The following is a 20,407-nucleotide window of genomic DNA, read 5'->3' as shown; positions in this document are numbered from 1 at the left end:
CAGATCTGATTGAGAAGAACGGACGAACGTGCCTGGACCGCTCGACCCCGGCGTGAACATCATCGGAGCGACCGATCCGGGTCGTATCCGCAACTTCTGCATCATCGCTCACATCGACCACGGCAAGTCGACCTTGGCCGACCGGATGCTGCAGATCACCGGCGTGGTCGATCCGCGGCAGATGCGGGCCCAGTATCTCGACCGGATGGACATTGAGCGTGAGCGTGGCATCACGATCAAGAGTCAGGCCGTACGGATGCCGTGGGTTGTGCGGGAGGGGGATCAGAAGGGCGCGTCCGCCGTCCTCAACATGATCGACACCCCCGGGCACGTCGACTTCACGTACGAGGTCTCGCGGAGCCTCGCGGCGTGCGAGGGGGCGATCCTCCTCGTCGACGCCGCGCAGGGGATCGAGGCGCAGACGCTGGCCAACCTGTATCTGGCCATGGAGAACGATCTGCACATCATCCCCGTACTGAACAAGATCGATCTTCCGGCCGCCCAGCCGGAGAAGTACGCGGAAGAGCTCGCCAAGCTCATCGGGTGTGAGCCCTCGGACGTGTTGCGGGTCTCCGGCAAGACCGGCGCCGGTGTGGAGCACCTGTTGGACGAGGTCGTCCGGCAGTTCCAGCCGCCGGTCGGCGACGCCGATGCGCCGGCGCGGGCGATGATCTTCGACTCGGTGTATGACGTGTACCGGGGCGTCGTCACGTACGTGCGGGTCATCGACGGGCGGATCGAGGCGCGGGACCGGATCAAGATGATGTCGACCGGCGCCGTACACGAGCTTCTCGAGATCGGTGTCGTGTCGCCCGAGATGGAGAAGGCCGGGGCGCTCGGGGTCGGCGAGGTCGGCTACCTGATCACCGGCGTGAAGGACGTCCGGCAGTCCCGGGTGGGTGACACCGTCACCGGCAACAACCGGCCCGCCACCGAACCGCTCGGCGGATACTCCGACCCGAAGCCGATGGTCTACTCCGGCCTGTACCCGATCGACGGCTCCGACTATCCGGCGCTGCGGGACGCGCTGGACAAGCTGCAGCTCAACGACGCCTCGCTCACCTACGAGCCGGAGACCAGCGCCGCGCTCGGGTTCGGGTTCCGGTGCGGCTTCCTGGGGCTGCTCCACCTCGAGATCATCGGGGAGCGACTCGAGCGGGAGTTCGGGCTCGACCTGATCTCGACGGCGCCGAACGTCGTCTACCGGGTCTACACCGAGGACGCCGCCGAGTACGTCGTCACCAACCCCAGCGAGTTCCCCGACGGCAAGATCGCCGAGATCCACGAACCCGTGGTGCGGGCGACCGTCCTGGTGCCCAACGACTACGTCGGCGCCGTCATGGAGCTGTGCCAGAGCCGGCGCGGACAGCTGCTCGGCATGGAATACCTGTCCACCGAGCGGGTGGAACTGCGCTACACCCTGCCGCTCGGCGAGATCATTTTCGACTTCTTCGACCAGCTCAAGAGCAAGACCAAGGGGTACGCGTCGCTCGACTACGAACCCTCGGGCGAGCAGGTCGCCGAGCTCGTCAAGGTCGACATCCTGCTGCACGGCGAGCCGGTGGACGCGTTCAGCGCGATCGTGCACAAGGACAAGGCGTACAACTACGGCGTCACCATCGCGTCGAAGTTGCAGAAGCTCATCCCGCGCCAGCAGTTCGAGGTGCCGATCCAGGCCGCGATCGGCAGCCGGATCATCGCCCGGGAGACGATCCGCGCCATCCGCAAGGACGTGCTCGCCAAGTGCTACGGCGGTGACATCAGCCGCAAGCGCAAGCTGCTCGAGAAGCAGAAGGAAGGCAAGAAGCGGATGAAGATGGTCGGTCGCGTGGAGGTGCCCCAGGAGGCCTTCATCGCCGCGCTGTCGACGTCGGACGGGCCGGACACCAAGGGCGCCAAGAAGTAGGGAACGTACGGTCGCGGCGGCGGCCCCGGGTCACTGACCCGGGGCCGCCGCTGTCGTACGGGGGGACGGCGGCGGGCGGGGTCGTGAGGTGGAGGACGGGGCACAGGCGGGGCCGGTGCGGGGCGGAGTCGAAGGCGCGGGAGGGGGTGTGAGCGGTGGAGTCGAAGGCGCGGGAGGGGGTGAGGGTGGAGTCGGAGCCGCGGGCGGGGGTGTGCGCGGTGGAGTCGAAGCCGCGGGCGGGGGTGAGCGGTGGGGGGCGCGGTGCGGAGGGGGCCCGTGCGGGTGGGGTGGTACCGGGGCGGGTGGGTTGTGGGGGGCGAAAATCGACGGATCTTCGGGCGGGGGCGATGGCCTGGGTGAAGGGCGTGAGCTGCTGATATTCGTGGCGGCGCGGGGTGTGGGAGCGGTTGCCTGAGAGGTTCCTGCGGATTTCCCGGTTTGGTTTTTCGACGGGTCGGGAACTCTGCGGTGCGACGGACGCAACGAATAGTTCCACCCCCGAGGAGGATCTCCATGACTGTCACCGGCATCATCACCGCCCTCATCGTCGGTCTCATCATCGGCGCCCTGGGCCGCCTGGTCGTACCGGGCAAGCAGAACATTCCGATCTGGCTGACGATGGTCATCGGTGTCGTCGCGGCGCTGCTGGGCACCGTGATCGCCCGGGCCATCGGGGTCGCCGACACCGCTGGTGTCGACTGGACCGAGCTGCTCTTCCAGGTTGTGCTGGCCGCGCTGGGTGTGGCGCTGGTCGTCGGCATCGGCGGTCGCCGCGGCTACAGCCGTCGCTGACCTGAGGCCCCTCGGGGCCGTAGGAACCGCACTGCCAGAGACGCCGGATCCCGCAAAGGGGTCCGGCGTTTCGCATGCCCGCATGGTGGCGTGGGTGGTCGCGGTGGCCCGCGGGTGGTCGGTCAGACGGTGGTGGGAGCTGGTGGTCCGGGTGATGGGCCTGGGGTCGGTGAATGGGGTCGCGGCCGGCTGAGGGCGGCCGGTGGGTGGCCGGGCCGGGGTGGGCCGGGGTGGGCCGGGCCGGGCCGGAAGGCCGCTACGGCCTGGAGGGGGCACGGTGGCCGGGGGTGTGTCACGGGGGCTTGCTGGGGCCGTACGTCAGTAGCGGAATTTGTGTTGGGCACTTCGGCGGTTGACCCAGGCCGGGAGGGCGTCCACGTGTTCCAGGTGAGGGATGCGCTCGACCGGGTCGTGGGCTCGGGTCACGTCTCGCATGGTGACGACGAAGCCCTGGACGAGGCGGTCCTCGCGGAGGTCGCGGTAGGTGGCTTCGACCAGGACCTGGGTGTCGTCGGGGCGGCGGAGGGCGCAGTAGAGGACGCCGTCGCCGTCCTCGCGGAGGGCTCGGCGGACCTGGCCGCTGTCGTCGGGGTGGACGAGGTCCGCGAGGGTGGTGAAGGGGGCGAGTTCCTCGCGGCCGATGAGTTTGCGCAGGGCCGGGCTGGCGTAGCGGATGACCTGGTCGTCGTCGACCACCAGCATGATGTCGGCCGTGTTGCGGATCACGGCGCGCAGGTAGAGGTCGCTGTCGCGGCGGCCGACGGCGTCGACGAGGGAGATGCGGTCCAGGGCGAGGGCCGCCTGGCCGGCCAGGACCTCGAGGGCGTCGCGGCTGGTCGCGAGGACGTCGCGGCGGCCCTCCAGGAGCAGGGCGCCGCCGTTGGGGCGGGCCACCGCGAGCGGTTCCAGCCAGAGGGGGCAGATCAGGGTCGCCTGGCCGGTGCCCGGGTCGCCGTCGGCCGGCGGGGTCAGCCACCAGCTGCGGGGGTGCGGGGTCGCCGGCGCCGGCGGTACGGCATCGAGGGTCAGCTGGCGGTCGTCGGTGGCGAACAGCACCCGGGTGAGGTCGTTCGGGGGCAGGAGCTGGGTGACCGCCGCGCGGACCGCCTCGTCGACGGCGGCCTCGTCGGGCGCGGCGACCAGGGCGGCGCTCGCCTCGCGGAGGGCGCGTTCGCGGACCAGGGCCTGGCTGTTCAGGGTCACCGAGTCGGCGAGCCGGGTGATGGTCAGGACCAGGGTGAGCGCGGAGGCCACGGCGATCACGACGCCGTCGGTGACCGTGCCGGAGACCGCCTCGATCAGCAGGACCAGCGGCGGCGTGGCGACGGAGCAGCCGAGCAGCGTCGCCCACCGGCCCTCCCACGCGGTCGGGCGCGCCGGACCGGAGGTGGTCAGCCGGACCATCGACGGGTGCAGCGCGGCGCCGCCCCAGGCGAGGTAGAGCACCATGTAGCCGATCTCGCTGTACCAGGACGGGTGCAGCCCGTACGCGATGTCGCTGGCCAGCATGCCCACGGCCCCGGCGCAGAGCAGCACGGCCGACCAGTTGAACCAGGCGGCCACGATGAGCCGGCCGGCCACGCCGATGAGCAGCAGCGCGCCGAGCACGTCGGAGGCCGCGACGGCGCCGAAGTGGCCGCTGCCGCCGATGACGAAGACCCAGACGACCAGCAGCCCCGCGCAGGAGGCGGCGAGCAGGTCGATGAGCCGCGCCCGGTTCATGAGCAGGGCGCCGCCGCGGGTGAACTGGATCAGCGCCAGCGAGACGAACACGAACATCGTCAGGTAGCAGACGTCGGCGACGTTGCGCTCGTCGAGCGCGTAGAAGACGTCGCCGATGGCGAGGCAGGCGACCGCGGCGGCGAGCTGGAGCCAGGGGGCGACGCGGGCGGGCCGGTAGCGGCTCACCCCGACGGCGACGGCCCCGACGCTCGCGGCTCCGAAGAGGATCCATTCCAGGGCTTGGAGCACCCATAACTAGTACCAGGACGGTCGCTGTCTGTCCATGTCGATGTATACGCAGCGCTATGACCAGCGGCGCTGTGCGGGGAGGTGTCGACGGTCGTGAATAAACGTGAATGCGAGACGGAGTCGGGAAACGCCGCAGGTCAGCGGAACACCTCGACGGCGACCTCGTGGTTGCCGATCCGGCGGTCCCCGGTTACGGGCTGCCACTTTCCGTCCGGTGCGGACCATTCCCGGTCGGCGAAACGTACCCGTTCGAGTCCGGTGCTCTCGGCGTGGGCGACGAGCCAGTGTGCGTACCGCCAGCCGGAGTTGACGTCCTTGACGCTCACCGTCAGGTCCGCCAGCCGGTCCGCCTCCACGTCCCAGTCGAGCGCGAAGGCCTTCGCCAGCGCCTGGGCGGCGGCCGGGCCGCGCAGCGCCGGGTCGTCGTCCACCGAGCACTCGACCGCGCCGGTGGCCTGGCCGGTGAGGGCCCGGACCAGCACCTCGGCCTCGTCGGCCCACTTCTCGTACGCGTTCGGATAGGCCGACCGCTGCACCTTCTGCGCGGCGTCGGTGACCCGCATCTTCTTCCAGCCCTTGACCCGCTTCAGCGCCGAGTAGAAGCGGTTGGCCGCGTACCGGGGATCCTTGATCTGCTCCACGGTTCCCCAGCCCTTGCTGGGCCGCTGCTGGAAGAGGCCGACGGAGTCGCGGTCGCCGTCGTCGAGGTTCTCGAGCTTGGACTCCTGGAACGCGGTGGCGAGGGCGACCACGATCGCGCGCTCCGACATCTCGCGCCGCATGCCGACCGCGGAGATCGTGGCGGCGTTCGCCATCTGCACGGCGTCGAGGGTGACCTCGCCGTCGGCACGCACGGTGCACTCCGGGCCGAGGCTCGGCAGCTTGAGGCCGCCGTCGAAGGAGCTGGTCACGGCGAAGACGCCGAGCGCCCCGAGCAGGACGACCACCGCGACGACCGCGAGCGGCTTACGCTTCACCGGACCCTCCCTCGGGCACCCAGCTCGCCGGGCGCTTCTCCCGGAACGCCGTCACCCCTTCGCGTCCCTCCGCGGACTTGAAGTATGCCGCCGAGCGCGCGGACAGGTCGGCGAGATCCGCCCGGATCGACTCGGCCGGGGGACGGCGCAGCAGCTGCTTGGTGCCGGCGAGGGCGAGCGGGCCGCCCCGCACCAGCGACTCGCAGTAGCCGCTCACCGTCGCGTCCAGCGCGTCCGCCTCGACCGCCGCGGTGACCAGGCCGATCCGTTCCGCGCGGACGCCGTCGAACACGTCGCCGGTCAGGTAGAGCTCGGCGGCGGCCCGGGGTGCCAGCCGCGGCAGCACGGTGGCGCTGATCACCGCGGGAATCACCCCCAGGCGTACCTCGGAGAACGCGAACGTGGCCTCCCTGGTGCAGACCGCGAGGTCCGCGGCGGCGATGAGGCCGAGTCCGCCGGCGCGGGCGGGGCCGGCCACCCGGGCGACCACGGGCTTGGGGAACTCCCAGATCGCGGCGAGCACGTCGGCGAGCCGCTCGGCCGGCACCCGGCCGTTCTCGCGGGCCTCGGCGGTCTCCTTCAGGTCGGCGCCCGAGCAGAACACGGGGCCGGTGTGCGAGATCACCACGGCGCGGACGGCGGTGTCGGCCACGGCCGCGCCGAGCGCGGCGAGCAGCTCGTTCATCAGCGGCGTGGAGAGGGCGTTGCGGTTCGCGGGGCTGTCCAGCGTGAGGGTGGCCACGCCGGCGGCGGTGACGGTACGGACCAGAGCCATGCGGGAACATTATCTGCCCCCGTGCACACTTGACGGATGCCTGGACCTCTTCCCGACGGCGAGCCCGTGCCCGCTGACGGCTCGTTGCCGGAGTCCGCGCTGCGTACGGCCGGTGCCCGCGGCTTCGGCGTGTACGTGCACGTGCCGTTCTGCGCCAGCCGCTGCGGGTATTGCGACTTCAACACGTACACGGTCGCGGAGCTGGGCGGCGGGGCGAGCCGCGACGAGTACGCCGGCACCGTGCTGCGCGAGCTGGAGCTGGCCGCGGGCATCCTGCGGGCGCCGGTCGACACGGTGTTCGTCGGCGGCGGTACGCCCACCCTGCTCGACCCGGGCGACCTGGGCCGGATCCTGGAGGGCATCGACCGGGCCTGGGGCCTGACCGCGGACGCGGAGATCACCACCGAGGCCAACCCGGAGTCGGTGACGCCGGCGTCGCTCCAGGCCCTGCGCAAGGCGGGCTTCACGCGCATCTCGCTCGGCATGCAGTCGGCGTCGCCCGGCGTGCTCGCGATCCTCGACCGCCGGCACACCGCGGGGCGGGCGCCGCGTGCCGCCGCCGAGGCCCGGGAGGCCGGGTTCGACCACGTCAACCTGGACCTGATCTACGGGACGCCGGGGGAGACCGCGGACGACTTCGCCGCCTCGCTGGACGCGGCGATCCGGGCCGGGGTGGATCACGTGAGCGCGTACTCGCTGATCGTCGAGGACGGGACGCGGATCGCCGGGCGGATGCGGCGCGGCGAGCTGCCGTACCCGGAGGACGACGTCGCCGCGGACCGCTACCTCGCCGCGGAGCAGGCCCTGACGGCCGCGGGTTTCGCCTGGTACGAGGTCTCGAACTGGGCCACGTCGCCGGCCGCGCGGTGCCGGCACAACCGGCTCTACTGGACCGGCGGCGACTGGTGGGGGCTCGGGCCGGGCGCGCACAGCCACGTCGGCGGGGTGCGCTGGTGGAACGTCAAACACCCTTCCGCGTACGCGAAGAGGCTCGCCGAGGGTGTCTCGCCCGGGCTGGCGCGGGAGCTGCTGACCGCGGAGGACCGCCGGGTCGAGGAGGTGATGCTCCGGTTGCGCCTCGACGACGGGTTGCCGCTGGAGCTGGCCGATCCGCGGGGCTCCCGGCAGGCCCTGGCGGACGGCCTGCTCGAGCCGGTTCCGTACGCCGAGGGCCGCGCTGTCCTTACTCTCCGTGGTCGCTTGCTCGCGGATGCGGTAATTCGCGAGCTCGTTTAGCTTCGCGGCCGGGCCCCCCTGCCGATCCTGCGGGGGGCACCGGAGACGCCGGCGCCCGCGGAGGGGCGACGGATGCGAGTCTTCACCCGGCGGCACCTGGCCGCGGCGATCGCCGGCTGCGCGGTCGTGTTCGGCATGGGCAGCCCGGCCGCGGCGGCCGACGGCAGCGCCGAGGACACCTACGCGACGGTGCTCGACCCGGCCGGACGGCCCACGTTCGTCGAGGTCACCGCGCCGACCCTGGCGCAGGAGGTGCGCCGCGCCGAGAACCTCCCGGGCTCCATCGGCGCGTCCTTCGCCACCGAGGCCGGGGTGGCCGGGGCGCCCAGCGACGACACCTGGCGCGGCTCCCTGTGGGGCAACGACGCCCTGCACATCGACGACGTCACGCCCCGGCCGGGCACGACCGGTCAGCTCGTCGCGGTCCTCGACACCGGGGTGAGCCCCGCCGAGGAGGACTGGACCCCCGGGCAGGTTCGCTGCGACCTCGGCGCCGACGTGATCGGCGACGCGTACACCACCTCCTCGGGCGGCACCGGCTGCGTCGACCCGCACGGTCACGGCACGCACGTCGCGGGCACGATCGGCGCGGTCGCCGGCAACGGCAAGGGCGTGGCGGGCATCGCCTCCGGCGTGGGGATCATCCCGGTGCGCGTGCTCAACGCCTCCGGCACCGGCTCCGACATCGGCATCGCCCAGGGCATCGTCGCGGCGGTCGACCACGGCGCGACGGTGATCAACATGTCGCTGAGCGGCCCGCAGACCCCCAACTACAACACCGCCATCGCGTACGCCACCAGCCACGGCGTGTCGGTCGTGGCGGCCAACGGCAACAACCGGCAGACCGGCAACCAGGCGGTGTGGCCGGCGTCGGTGCCGGGGGTCATCGCGGTGGCGGCCACGACCGCACAGGGCACGTCGGCTTACTTCAGCAACAGCAGCGGTACGGCCACGGTCGCCGCCCCGGGCTACGGCATCCTGAGCATGGACGCCCGGCACACCGATCCGAGCTTCCCGTACGTCTCGATGAGCGGTACGTCGATGGCGAGCCCGCACGTGGCGGCGACCGTCGCGCTGTGGCGGGCCGGGCACGCGTCGGCCACGGCGGCGCAGGTGCGGGACGCGCTGATCGGCACGGCGATCGACGCGGGGCCGGCCGGGTTCGACAACGAGTTCGGGTACGGGACGGTGAATCCGTATCGACTGCTGACCGGCGTGGAGTGGCCGGCGGTACCGGCCGACCCGGCACCGGCCGACCCGGCACCGGTCGTGACCACCCCGGCGCCGTCGCCCGTGGTGACGACCCCGGCGCCGTCGCCGGTGGTGACCACGCCGACGCCGTCGCCGGTCGTCACGACTCCGCCGGCCGGGCCCGAGCCCGCGCCGCCGTCCCTGCCGGTGCCCGCGCCGGTGATCACGCCCCCGCCGGCCGTCGCGCCGGCCGCGCCCTCGTCGGTGCGGGTCACCGCCCAGGTCGAGGCGTTGCGGGTGAGCTGGGCGGCCGTGCCGGGCGGCGGCACCGCGCCGGTCAGCGGCTACCGGCTGTACCGCGACGGGGTGCTGCGGGCCACGCTCGCGGGCACCGCGCTCACCGACCGGGTCGACGGCGGGATCGCCCACACGTACGCGGTGGAGGCGTACGGCCCCGGCGGCACGTCCGCGCGGATCAGTGCCACGGGCACGGCCCGGTGGGCGGCGGCGAGGCTGGCGCTGAACCGTACGGCGGTGGCGAGGAAGGGGCGGATCGTCGTGCGCGGCACCTCGCTGCGGCCGGGGAGCGTGCTGACGGTCCGGGAGACGTACGCCTACCGCAAGACCACCCGTACGGTGGCGCTCGTGACCGTGCGGCTGACCGGCGGCGACGTGTCGGTGAGCGTGCTGCCGGTGCAGTCGGCGCGCACCGGGACGCTCACGGTGCAGGGCGTCGGCCGCGACGGGCGCGTCGTGCGGATCACCAGGTCGATCCGGGTCGGCTGACCCGGGCCGGGCGGCGGCGCGGTGATCCAGGCCGGGCGGCGGCGGGGTGATCCGGGCTGATCCGGGCCGGGTGGCGGCGGGGTGATCGGGGCCGGGTGGCGGCGGGGTGGTCCGGGCCGGGCGGCGCCGCCGAGAGCTCGGCGCCGCCCGGGCCGCTACTTGATCAGCGAGACCGTCATCGGGTAGTTGTACGGCTCGTTGTTGTTCGCCTTCACGCCCGCGATGACGCCGATGATCGTGGCGATCAGCCAGGCCGCGATGCCGACGAAGACGCCGATCACGATGCAGGTCAGCACCCAGCCGACGATCGCGATGATCGACCAGAGGATCTGGAAGTTCAGCGCCTTGACCGCCTCGGCCCGCACGTACGGGGACTGGTTGCCGCGGGCGAGCAGCGCCACCAGCGGGGCGATCCAGCCCGAGCAGCCGCCGCCGAGGAAGGCGCCGGCCGCGCCGCCGAAGTGGGCGACCAGGATCCACGTCTTGTCGTCGCCGCCGCCCTGGCCGTAGCCCTGCGGCGGGTAGCCGGGCTGGCCGTAGCCGCCGGGTGCGCCGTACGGGGGCTGGCCGGGCGGGGGACCGCCGTAGGGAGCGCCGGAGCCGGGCGGCGGGCCGCCGTAGGGTGCGCCGGAGCCGGGCGGGGGACCGTAGCCACCCGGGCCCTGCGGGGGCGGCGGCGGGTAGCCACCGGCTCCGGAGCCGGGCGGCGGGCCGTACGCGGGCGGCCCGGAGGCGGGCGGGGGGCTGCCGTAGGTGGGGGGCTGGGGGGAGCCGTACGCGGGGGGCGGCGGCGGGGCCGATCCGGGATCGTTGCCCGTATATGGGTTGAGCGGCGCGGTGGGGTCGGAGGGATTTCCCTCACCGGGCGGACGCGGCGGTTCTGTCATGCCGAACACCGTAGGTCCGCTGGTCGACGGTGGCGAGGGCAACACCCGGGCGAGGTCGGAGAATAGACAGTCGGCTAAGTGGCGGCAGCACTACCGGTCGATCATCGCGCGGGAGGCCGGTGCGACGTAGACTGGCACTCGACTTACAGGAGTGCCAAGAGCGAGAGTGTGCAAAACGGAAGCCGGGGCTGAGGGCTTGGGGCTGAGGGGGGAGGGGTCATGAGTCTCGATGACCGCAAGCTCGAGGTGCTGCGTGCCATCGTCGAGGACTACGTGGCCACCCAGGAACCGGTCGGCAGCAAGGCTCTTGTCGAGCGGCACCAGCTGGGCGTTTCCCCGGCCACCGTGCGCAACGACATGGCGGTCCTCGAGGAGGAGGGCTACATCCGGCAGCCGCACACCAGCGCCGGCCGGGTGCCCACCGACGCGGGCTACCGGCTGTTCGTCGACCGCCTGTCGCGGGTCAAGGCGCTGAGCCCGGCCGAGCGGCGGGCCATCGAGCGGTTCCTCGCCGGCGCGGTCGACCTCGACGACGTGGTGCACCGCACGGTGCGCCTGCTCGCCCAGCTCACCCGCCAGGTCGCCGTGGTGCAGTATCCGAGCCTTTCCCGGTCCTCGGTGCGGCACCTGGAGCTGGTGCCGATCTCCACCACCCGGGTCATGCTCGTGATGATCGCCGACACCGGCCGGGTGGAGCAGCGCCTGGTGGAGCTGCCCGCGCCGACCACCAGCGACGACGTGCTCGACCTGCGGCGCAAGGTCAACGCGAAGCTCGCCGGGCAGAAGCTCGCCGACGCCCCGCCGCTGGTGCAGGCGCTGGTCGACGAGTCGGCGCCCGAGGCGCGCACCACGATGGCGTGCCTCGCCTCCGTCCTGCTGGAGACGCTGGTCGAGCGCAGTGACGAGCGTCTCGCTCTGGCCGGCACGGCCAACCTGACCCGCGGCGGCGTGCTCGACTTCCAGGGCTCGCTGCGGCCGGTGCTGGAGGCACTGGAGGAGGAGGTCATCCTGCTCAAGCTCATCGGCGAGGTGGAGCCCAGCACCACCCGGGTCCGCATCGGCGACGAGAACGAGATCGACAATCTCCGGGCGGCCTCGGTGGTGAGCACCGGTTACGGACCGGGTGCGACGATCGTTGGTGGGCTCGGTGTCCTGGGGCCCACCCGGATGGATTACCCCGGCACCATCGCCACCGTACGTGCCGTGGCACGCTACGTTGGCGATCTGCTGGCACAGAACTGACGCAAAAGCGACGACGGTCTCCGGCGCACAGCGCGGGGCAGACATGAGGACTCGAAACCCTGTGGCCAAGGACTACTACGGAATTCTCGGCATCAGCCGCGAAGCCACCGACGACGAGATCAAGCGCGCCTACCGCAAGCTGGCCCGTCAGTACCACCCGGACGTCAATCCGGACCCCGAGGCGCACGAGAAGTTCAAGGACATCAACGCCGCGTACGAGGTCCTCTCCGACGACCAGAAGCGGCAGATCGTCGATCTCGGCGGCGACCCCCTGGCGCCCGGCGGCGGCGGGGCGGGCCCGGGCGGTCCCGGCGGGGCCGGCCCGTTCGTCGGCTTCCAGGACATCATGGACGCGTTCTTCGGCACGGCCGCCGGCGGCGGCGCCCGGGGACCGCGCCCGCGCACGCGGCCCGGCGCCGACGCCATCCTGCGCCTGGAGCTCGACCTGGTGGAGACCGCGTTCGGCGTCGAGGCGCCGATCACCGTCGACACGGCCGTGCTCTGCGGGCAGTGCTCCGGGGCCGGCACCGCGCCCGGCACCCACCTGGCCACCTGCGAGACCTGCGGCGGGCGCGGTGAGGTGCAGTCCGTGCAGCGGACCTTCCTCGGCCAGGTCGTCTCGTCGCGGCCCTGCCAGACCTGCCAGGGCCACGGCACGGTGATCCCGCACCCCTGCCCGACCTGCGCCGGCGACGGCCGCATCCGCACCCGCCGCTCGCTGACGGTGAAGATCCCGCCGGGCGTCGAGGACGGCATGCGCATCCGGCTGGCCCAGCAGGGCGAGGTCGGCCCGGGCGGCGGCACGGCCGGCGACCTGTACGTGGAGATCCACGAGCGCCCCCACGACGTCTACTCGCGCAAGGGCGACGACCTGCACTGCCGGGTGACGCTGCCGATGACCGCGGCGGCGCTCGGCACCCGGCTGACCATTAAGACGCTGGACTCCGAGGAGAACATCGAGGTCAAGGCGGGCACCCAGCCGGCGTCGACGCTGCGGGTGCGGGGCAAGGGCGTACCGCACCTGCGGGGTCAGGGGCGCGGCGACCTCTTCGTGCACCTGGACGTGAAGACGCCGACGAAGCTGACCCCCGACCAGGAGCGGATGCTGCGCGACTTCGCCAAGACGCGCGGCGAGGACGTGGCCGAGCTCAGCAAGCAGGGCGGGTTCTTCTCGCGCATGCGGGACGCGTTCAACGGCCACTGACCGTGTCCGCGCCGCTGTTCCTCGTCGACGAACTGCCCGCCTCCGCCCGGTTCACGCTGGCCGGCAAGGAGGGCCACCACGCTGCGGACGTGCAGCGGTTGAAGCCGGGTGAGGTCCTCGTCCTCGCCGACGGCCGGGGCGGCTCGGCCCGCGCCGAGGTCACCGCGGCCGGGCGGGGCAGCGTCGACGTGACCGTCGGCGAGCGGACGTTCGTCCCCGCTCCCGATCCGCGCCTGGTGGTGGTGCAGGGCATCGCCAAGGGCGACCGCGGCGAGCTGGCCGTGCAGGCGATGACCGAGATCGGCGTCGACGAGATCGCGCCCTGGTCGGCGTCCCGGTCGGTGGCGCAGTGGCGCGGCGACCGCGGCGTGCGCGCCCGGGAGAAGTGGGTGTCCACCGCGCGGGAGGCGGCCAAGCAGGCGCGCCGACCGTGGCTGCCGGTGGTCTCGGGGGATCCGGACGTGTCCACGAAGCAGGCGGCGGCCCGGCTCGGCTCGGCCGCGGCGGCCTTCGTGCTGCACGAGGAGGCGACCGACCGGCTCACCCGGGCGAAGCTGCCCGGGGCGGGGGAGATCGTGCTGGTCGTGGGGCCCGAGGGCGGCATCAGCGACCAGGAGCTCGGCGCGTTCGTCGCGGCCGGCGCCCAGCCGGTGCGCCTCGGCGACTCGGTGCTGCGCACCTCCACCGCGGGCGTGGCCGCCCTCTCCGTCCTGTCCGCCGCCCTGGACCGCTGGTGACGCCGGGAGGTCCAGCCGGCTGGACCGCTCGTGACTGGTAGGGAAGGCTAGCCTAAGCTTCGGGCATGGTCCTGACGCGTACGCCGGCGCCCGCGCGTGCGCCCGGACCCGCCGGCGGCGTCGCGGCCACCCAGGCGCGCCGTGGCCTGCTGCTGCTCGCCTGCCTCGGCGGGCTGGCGGTCGTCTGCCTGCTCAGCATCGCGCTCGGCACCCGCACCATCTCGCCGGCGACCGTCTGGGACGCGTTCTTCCACTACACCGACACCGACGACCAGTCCGTGGTGCGGGACCTGCGGGTGCCGCGCACGGTGCTCGGGCTGCTGGCCGGCGTCGCGTTCGGCCTGTCCGGCGCGGTGATCCAGGCGGTGACCCGCAACCCGCTCGCGGACACCCAGATCCTCGGCGTCAACTCCGGCGCCAGCCTCTTCGTCGTCTTCGCGGTCGGCGTGCTCGGCCTCACGAACCTGTCCCAGTACCTGTGGTTCGGCTTCGCCGGGGTCGCCTTCGCGCTGACCCTGGTCTACCTGCTCGGGTCGGCGGGCCGGGCCGGCGCCACCCCGGTGCGCCTCACCCTGGCCGGCGTCGCCCTCGGCGCGGTCATGGACGGCATCTCCGGCGGCATCCGGCTGGTCCGCCCGCGCGCCTTCGACTACCTGCGCTTCTGGGACATCGGCTCGCTGGCCGGGCACCCGATGCGGGTCGCCGTCACCATCCTGCCGTTCGTCGCGGCCGGCGCCGTGCTCGCCCTCGTCGTGGCGCGCTCGCTGAACGCCGTGGCGCTCGGTGACGATCTCGCCCGGACGCTGGGCGCGGGCATCGGGCGTACCCGGATCCTGGCGACCGTGTCGGTGATGCTGCTGACCGGCGCCGCCACCGCCGCGGTCGGCCCGATCGGGTTCGTCGGCCTGATGGTGCCGCACGTGGTGCGCTGGATCGTCGGCCCGGACCAGCGCTGGATCTTCGCGTACACGGTCGTGCTGGGCCCGGTGCTGATGCTGCTCGCCGACATCGCCGGGCGGCTCGTGGTGCGTCCCGGGGAACTGCGGGTGGGCGTGGTGACCGCGTTCCTCGGCGCCCCGGTGCTGATCTGGTGGGTGCGCCGCCGGCGGGTGAGCGCCCTGTGAGCGTCGACTTCGGCCGCCGGGTCGTCACGCTGCGGGCCGGGCGACGCGTCAGCGGCCGCTTCGCGCTCAGACCCGCCCTGATCTGCCTGGTCCTGGCCGTCGCGGCCCTCGCGGTGGGCGTCCTTGCCCTGGGTACGGGCGAGTTCACGCTCACCCCCGGTCAGGTGCTCGAGGCGCTGGCGGGGGAGGGCACCCGCGCCGCCCGCCTGGTGGTGGTCGACTGGCGGCTGCCGCGCGTCCTGCTCGCCCTGATCATCGGCGCGGCGCTGGGGCTGGCCGGCGCGATCTTCCAGGCGCTCACCCGCAATCCGCTGGGCAGCCCGGACGTCATCGGCTTCAACACCGGCGCGTACACCGGGGTGCTGATCGTCACGGTCTTCGCCGGCAACGGCTACTACCTGGTCGCGACGGGTGCGCTGGCCGGCGGGCTGATCACCGCGCTGCTCGTCTACCTGCTCGCGTTCCGGCGCGGCGTGCAGGGCTTCCGGCTGATCATCGTGGGCATCGCGGTCAGCGCCATGCTCACCTCCGCGAACCAGTGGTTCCTGATCAAGATGGACCTCCAGGCCGCGTACGCCGCGTCGATGTGGGGGCAGGGCAGCCTGAACGGGCTCGGCTGGGCGCAGGTCACCCCGGTCGCGGCCGGGGTGGGGGTGCTCTGCCTGGTGCTGATCGCGTACGGGCCCCGCCTGGCGCTGCTGGAGATGGGCGACGACGCCGCCGCGGCGCTGGGCGTACGCGTGGAGCCGGTGCGGCTCGCGTACCTGATCATCGGGGTCGCCCTGACCGCGGTGGCGACCGCCGCGGCCGGACCGGTCTCCTTCGTCGCGCTCGCCGCCCCGCAGCTCGCCCGGCGGCTGACCGGCACGCCCGGCATCGCCCTGGTCCCGTCGGCGGCGATGGGTGCCCTGCTGCTGATGGTCAGCGACTGGCTGGCCCAGCGGGCGTTCGCGCCGACCCAGCTGCCGGTCGGCGTGGTGACCGTGTCGGTGGGCGGCCTCTATTTCGTCTGGCTGCTGGTCCGCCAGGCCCGTCGGTGAGGGGGAGACCTTGAGCGTGCTCGCGGCCCGCGACATCACGGTCGGCTACGACCGGAAGACCATCTCGTCGCACCTGGACCTGGAGGTGCCGGCCGGCCGGTTCACGGCGATCATCGGCCCGAACGCGTGCGGCAAGTCGACGCTGCTGCGGGCGCTGGCCCGGCTGCTCAAGCCGTCGGCCGGCGAGGTGCTCCTGGACGGCGGCGACATCCACGCGCGCCCGGCCAAGGAGGTCGCCCGGCGGCTCGGCCTGCTGCCGCAGTCGTCGATCGCGCCGGACGGGATCACCGTGGCCGAGCTGGTGGCCCGCGGCCGGTTCCCGCACCAGAGGCTGATCCGGCAGTGGTCGCCGGCGGACGAGGCCGCGGTGGTCGCCGCGATGGCCGCCACGGGGGTGACCGAGCTCTCCGGGGAACCGGTCGACACCCTCTCCGGCGGGCAGCGGCAGCGGGTGTGGGTCGCCATGGTGCTCGCCCAGCAGACCCCGATCGTGCTGCTCGACGAGCCGACCACGTTCCTGGACATCGCGCACCAGATCGAACTGCTGGAGCTGTGCGTACGGCTGAACCGTGAGCAGGGCACGACCATGGTGGCGGTGCTGCACGACCTGAACCAGGCCGCCCGCTACGCCGATCATCTCGTGGTGATGAAGGCCGGCGCGGTGGTGGCGCAGGGCGACCCGCGCGAGGTGCTGACCGCCGACCTGGTGAGCGGCGTCTTCGGGCTCGGCTGCCGGATCATCGACGACCCGGAGACGCACACCCCGCTCGTGATTCCCCGCTCCGGCTTAGGCTAGCCTTACCTTTCAATCGGTCCCGCGCGAAGGAGTCACCGTGTCCAGCAACCCGTTCGACGACGAGAACGGCACCTTCCACGTCCTGGTCAACGCCGAGGAGCAGCACTCGCTCTGGCCGTCGTTCAAGGAGATCCCGGCGGGCTGGCGCAGCGTCTTCGGGCCGGCGTCGCGCCAGGAGGCCCTGGACTACGTGGACGCCAACTGGACCGACCTGCGCCCGAAGAGCCTGCGCGACAGCATGGCGCAGTGAGTCGTTCCGGCGGCCGCATCCTCCGCAGGACGGTCACCCGCAACGGCCGCCGCCTGTGGCCCGGCACGGCGCTGATCGGCGTGCACCAGGCCTGCGAGGCGGCGATCCCGATCCTCATCGGGGTCATCGTGGACAGCGCGGTCACGCCGGGCGACGGCACCGCGCTGGCGCTGTGGGTGGGGGCGCTGGGGGTCCTGTTCGCGGTGCTGACCATGGCGTACCGGTTCGGTGCGCGGCAGCTCATGAAGGCCATCGCGGAGGAGGCCCACCTGCTGCGCCTCGAGGTGTCCGCGAAGATCCTGCACCCGCGCGGGGTGCGTACCGACTTCCGGGCGGGTGACCTGCTCACGGTGTCCACGAGCGACGCCGACAACACGTCGTACCTGCTGGACTACGTGCCGCGGATCGCCGGTGCCGTGGTGGCGACCGCCATCAGCGCCGTCACGCTGCTGCTGATCTCCGTACCGCTGGGCCTCGCGGTCCTGGTCGCCACCCCGCTGGTGCTGGTCGTGCTGCAGCTCAGTGCGCCGCGGATCACCGAGCGGGTGGCGGACCAGCAGGAGCAGGCGGGCCGGGCCACCTCGCTCGCCACCGACCTGGTCACCGGCCTGCGCCCGCTGCGCGGCATCGGGGCCCAGGACGCCGCCGCCGAGCGCTACCGCGTGGTGAGCCGCCGCTCCCTCGCCGCGACCCTGCGCGCCGCGCGGACCCAGGGCGGCTACCTCGCCGCCTCGACCGTCCTGAGCACCCTGCTGGCCTGCGGCATCGCGATCCTGGCCGGCTGGTTCGCGCTCTCCGGCCGGATCACCGTCGGTCAGTTCATCACGGTGATCGGCTCCGCCCAGTTCCTCGTCGAGCCGTTCGGGCTGCTGGCCATCGTGCCGAGCTGGATCGCCGAGGCGCGGGCGTCGGCGGACCGGGTCGCCCAGGTCACCGACGCCGGGCTGGTCCTGCCCGAGGGCGTCGCCGCCCCCGCCGCCGAGCGGTGCGAGCTGCACCTGAGCGGCGTCCGGCACGGCCCGCTCGCCGGCCTCGACCTGCGGGTACGCCCGGGCGAGTTCGTCGGCGTGGTGGCCCGCCGCCCGGCCGACGCGGAGGCCCTCGTGCGGCTCCTCGCCACCCCGGCCGGCTACGAGGGCGCCGTGCGCCTCGGCGGCGAGCGCCTGGAGGACGTCGACCGCGACCACGCCCGCCGCCTGCTGCTGGTGGAGCCGCACCACGCCGACCTGTTCACCGGCACCATCGCCGCGAACGTGGCCCCGCACGGCGAGGATCCCTCGGCGCCCGGCGAGGGCCTCTCGATGGCCGGGGCGCTCGCCGCGGCCGCCGCCGACGAGGTGGTGGACACCCAGCCGGAGGGCCTCGGCACGCCGGTGGCCGAGCGCGGCGCGAGCCTCTCCGGCGGCCAGCGGCAGCGGCTCGCCCTGGCCCGCGCGCTGCTGGCCCGCCCGCCCGTGCTGGTGCTGCACGACCCGACCACGGCCGTCGACGCGGTCACCGAGCACGCCGTCGCCCAGGGCATCCGGGCGCTGCGGCACGGTCCGGGGTCCGGCTTCGCCACCGTGGTCATCACCGGCAGCCCGGCCCTGCTCGCGGCCACCGACCGGGTCGTCGTCCTCGGCGACGGCGTGGTCACCGCCGAGGGCGCGCACGCCGAGCTCGGTTCCTCCGACGACTCCTACCGCCGGTTGGTGCTCCGATGAAACTTCCGATCGCCACGGCGGCCGAGAGCCGCGCCTGGCTGCGGTCCGAGCTGCGCGGCCGGCCGGGCGAGGTGGCCGGCACCCTGGCCGTCGGCGTGCTCGCGGCAGCCGCCTCGATCGTCCCCGTGTACGCCCTCGGCCTGCTCGTCGACCGCGTCCGCGCCGGCGCCGGCACCTCGGCCATCGTGGGCATCTCCGTCGTGATCGTGGTCGCCGCGCTGGCCGGCGGGCTCGCCACCGGGCTGGGCTCGTACCTGGTCGGGCGGCTGGGCGCCCGGATGCTCGCCGACCTGCGGGAGGCCACCGTGGCGACCGCGCTGCGGCTGCCCGCCCGGGTGCTCGACCGGGCCGGGCGCGGCGACCTGCTCTCCCGGGTGGGCGCCGACATCGCGGCCGTCGGCAAGGCCGTCTCGGACGTGCTGCCCCAGATGATCTCGGCGCTGCTGCTCGGCGTGCTCAGCCTCGCGGCGATGGCCGGCCTCGACTGGCGGCTCGGGCTGGCCGGCGCCCTCGCCGTGCCGTTCTACGTGCTCGCCCTGCGCTGGTACCTGCCCCGGTCGGCCCCCCGGTACGCCCAGGAGCGCGCCGCCGTCGCCGAGCGGTCCCAGCTGCTCGTGGAGAGCATGCAGGGGCTGCGGACGGTGCACGCGTACCGGCTGGAGGACCGGCACCTGCGCGCCATCGACGGCGCGTCCGCCCAGGCCCGCGACATCTCGGTGAACGTCTTCACGCTGTTCACGCGCTTCGTCGGCCGGGTGAACCGCGCCGAGTTCCTCGGGCTGGCGGCGATCCTCGTGGTGGGCTTCCTGCTGGTCCGCGACGGCGCGGTGACCGTCGGCGAGACGTCGGCGGCGGCGCTGCTGTTCCACCGGCTCTTCAACCCGGTCTCGACGCTGCTGTTCACCTTCGACGAGGTGCAGGCGGCGGGGGCGAGCCTGGCGCGGCTGGTCGGCGTGCTCCGGATGCCGGTGGAGGAGCGTTCCGGCGGGCGAGCGCCGGCCGACTCGTCGCTGACCCTGGACGACGTCAGCTTCAGCTACGACGGCGTGACGCCGGTGCTGCGCAACGTGTCGCTGCGGGTCGAGCCCGGGGAGCGGGTGGCCCTGGTGGGCGCGACGGGTGCGGGCAAGACCACCGCCGCCTCGATCGCCGCCGGCATCCTGCGGCCCGGCAGCGGCGCGGCCCGGGTGGACGGCGTGCCGGTGACCGACCTGCCCGCGCACACGGTGGCCATCGTCAGCCAGGAGACCCACGTCTTCGCCGGCCCGCTGGCCGAGGATCTGCTGCTGGCCCGCCCGGAGGCCGGCCCGGCCGAGGTGGAGGCCGCCCTGGCCGCCGTCGGGGCGCTGGAATGGGCGCGGGCGCTGCCGGAGGGCCTGGCCACGGTCGTCGGGGACGGCGGTCACCACCTGACCGCCGCGCAGGCGCAGCAGCTGGCGCTGGCCCGGCTGGTCCTGCTCGACCCGGCGGTGGCGGTCCTGGACGAGGCCACCGCGGAGGCGGGCAGCTCGGGCGCCCGGGCGCTGGAGGAGGCGGCCGCGGCGGCGCTGGACGGGCGTACCGCCCTGGTCGTGGCGCACCGGCTGACCCAGGCCGCCGCCGCGGACCGGGTCGTCGTCATGGAGCACGGGTCCATCGTGGAGTCGGGCGCGCACGCCGAGCTGGTCGCCGCCGGCGGGCGCTACGCCCGGCTCTGGGCCGCCTGGGAGTCCCGGGCCCCGGCGAACGCGGAGACAAGGTTAGGCTAACCTAATCTCGCGTCGCTGACGGGGCGCTCCATATCGGAGGTG

17 protein-coding genes are annotated in these 20,407 nt (G+C 73.5%); 13 read left to right on the top strand and 4 right to left on the bottom strand.

Annotated features, from left to right (window positions below; genetic code table 11):
* Positions 1 to 28 precede the first annotated feature (28 nt).
* Positions 29 to 1,906, top strand: a complete 1,878-nt coding sequence (gene lepA / locus CLV70_RS26980; RefSeq protein WP_106129398.1) for a translation elongation factor 4 — start codon at positions 29 to 31, stop codon at positions 1,904 to 1,906.
* 513 nt (positions 1,907 to 2,419) lie between these two features.
* Positions 2,420 to 2,698, top strand: coding sequence for a GlsB/YeaQ/YmgE family stress response membrane protein (locus tag CLV70_RS26975; protein WP_211303896.1), 279 nt, complete (start codon positions 2,420 to 2,422; stop codon positions 2,696 to 2,698).
* A gap of 318 nt (positions 2,699 to 3,016) precedes the next feature.
* Here CLV70_RS26975 and CLV70_RS26970 read toward each other — a convergent pair whose 3' ends face one another.
* The 3 genes from CLV70_RS26970 to CLV70_RS26960 form a co-directional block, all read right to left on the bottom strand.
* Entirely contained in the window at positions 3,017 to 4,669 is a 1,653-nt protein-coding gene (locus CLV70_RS26970) for a PAS domain S-box protein (protein ID WP_106129397.1), read from the bottom strand.
* Between the two features lie 137 nt (positions 4,670 to 4,806).
* Positions 4,807 to 5,646, bottom strand: coding sequence for a hypothetical protein (locus CLV70_RS26965; protein ID WP_106129396.1), 840 nt, complete (start codon positions 5,644 to 5,646; stop codon positions 4,807 to 4,809).
* Positions 5,636 to 6,421, bottom strand: coding sequence for an enoyl-CoA hydratase-related protein (locus CLV70_RS26960; RefSeq protein ID WP_106129395.1), 786 nt, complete (start codon positions 6,419 to 6,421; stop codon positions 5,636 to 5,638). The genes CLV70_RS26965 and CLV70_RS26960 overlap by 11 nt, the downstream gene beginning before the upstream one ends.
* Before the next feature lie 36 nt (positions 6,422 to 6,457).
* Here CLV70_RS26960 and hemW point away from each other — a divergent pair, with 36 nt between their 5' ends.
* Together hemW and CLV70_RS26950 are read left to right on the top strand one after the other, a co-directional pair.
* Complete coding sequence (gene hemW, locus CLV70_RS26955; protein WP_106129394.1) at positions 6,458 to 7,657, top strand: radical SAM family heme chaperone HemW; 1,200 nt, start codon at positions 6,458 to 6,460, stop codon at positions 7,655 to 7,657.
* A gap of 72 nt (positions 7,658 to 7,729) precedes the next feature.
* Entirely contained in the window at positions 7,730 to 9,634 is a 1,905-nt protein-coding gene (locus CLV70_RS26950; RefSeq protein ID WP_106129393.1) for a S8 family serine peptidase, read from the top strand.
* 155 nt (positions 9,635 to 9,789) lie between these two features.
* Here the strand turns inward: CLV70_RS26950 and CLV70_RS26945 are convergent, their stop codons facing one another.
* Positions 9,790 to 10,521, bottom strand: a complete 732-nt coding sequence (locus CLV70_RS26945; RefSeq protein WP_106129506.1) for a DUF4870 domain-containing protein — start codon at positions 10,519 to 10,521, stop codon at positions 9,790 to 9,792.
* A gap of 219 nt (positions 10,522 to 10,740) precedes the next feature.
* Between CLV70_RS26945 and hrcA the strand changes: the two genes are divergently transcribed.
* The 9 genes from hrcA to CLV70_RS26900 all read left to right on the top strand — a co-directional run bounded on the left by hrcA (position 10,741) and on the right by CLV70_RS26900 (position 20,365).
* Positions 10,741 to 11,763: a heat-inducible transcriptional repressor HrcA gene (gene hrcA, locus CLV70_RS26940; protein WP_106129392.1), complete on the top strand. Its 1,023-nt coding sequence runs from the start codon at positions 10,741 to 10,743 to the stop codon at positions 11,761 to 11,763.
* 61 nt (positions 11,764 to 11,824) lie between these two features.
* Positions 11,825 to 12,967: a molecular chaperone DnaJ gene (dnaJ, locus tag CLV70_RS26935; RefSeq protein WP_211303902.1), complete on the top strand. Its 1,143-nt coding sequence runs from the start codon at positions 11,825 to 11,827 to the stop codon at positions 12,965 to 12,967.
* Positions 12,968 to 12,969: 2 nt separating this feature from the next.
* Entirely contained in the window at positions 12,970 to 13,704 is a 735-nt protein-coding gene (locus CLV70_RS26930) for a 16S rRNA (uracil(1498)-N(3))-methyltransferase (protein WP_106129390.1), read from the top strand.
* 65 nt (positions 13,705 to 13,769) lie between these two features.
* Positions 13,770 to 14,828: an iron chelate uptake ABC transporter family permease subunit gene (locus CLV70_RS26925; RefSeq protein WP_106129389.1), complete on the top strand. Its 1,059-nt coding sequence runs from the start codon at positions 13,770 to 13,772 to the stop codon at positions 14,826 to 14,828.
* Complete coding sequence (locus tag CLV70_RS26920; protein WP_106129388.1) at positions 14,825 to 15,868, top strand: FecCD family ABC transporter permease; 1,044 nt, start codon at positions 14,825 to 14,827, stop codon at positions 15,866 to 15,868. Before CLV70_RS26925 ends, CLV70_RS26920 begins: the two co-directional genes overlap by 4 nt.
* Before the next feature lie 34 nt (positions 15,869 to 15,902).
* On the top strand, positions 15,903 to 16,664 hold the full coding sequence (locus CLV70_RS26915) for an ABC transporter ATP-binding protein (protein ID WP_281260494.1): 762 nt from the start codon (positions 15,903 to 15,905) through the stop codon (positions 16,662 to 16,664).
* 37 nt (positions 16,665 to 16,701) lie between these two features.
* Positions 16,702 to 16,914 (top strand): MbtH family protein, encoded by a 213-nt coding sequence (locus tag CLV70_RS26910; protein ID WP_106129386.1) that lies wholly within the window; start codon positions 16,702 to 16,704, stop codon positions 16,912 to 16,914.
* On the top strand, positions 16,911 to 18,617 hold the full coding sequence (locus CLV70_RS26905; RefSeq protein ID WP_106129385.1) for an ABC transporter ATP-binding protein: 1,707 nt from the start codon (positions 16,911 to 16,913) through the stop codon (positions 18,615 to 18,617). The genes CLV70_RS26910 and CLV70_RS26905 overlap by 4 nt, the downstream gene beginning before the upstream one ends.
* On the top strand, positions 18,614 to 20,365 hold the full coding sequence (locus CLV70_RS26900; RefSeq protein WP_106129384.1) for an ABC transporter ATP-binding protein: 1,752 nt from the start codon (positions 18,614 to 18,616) through the stop codon (positions 20,363 to 20,365). The genes CLV70_RS26905 and CLV70_RS26900 overlap by 4 nt, the downstream gene beginning before the upstream one ends.
* Positions 20,366 to 20,407: the final 42 nt, after the last annotated feature.

The organism is Pseudosporangium ferrugineum (assembly GCF_003002065.1).
Lineage (GTDB): Bacteria > Actinomycetota > Actinomycetes > Mycobacteriales > Micromonosporaceae > Actinoplanes > Actinoplanes ferrugineus_A.
Note: the sequence above shows the minus strand (reverse complement) of the source record. Positions and strands in the feature narration are given on the sequence as shown.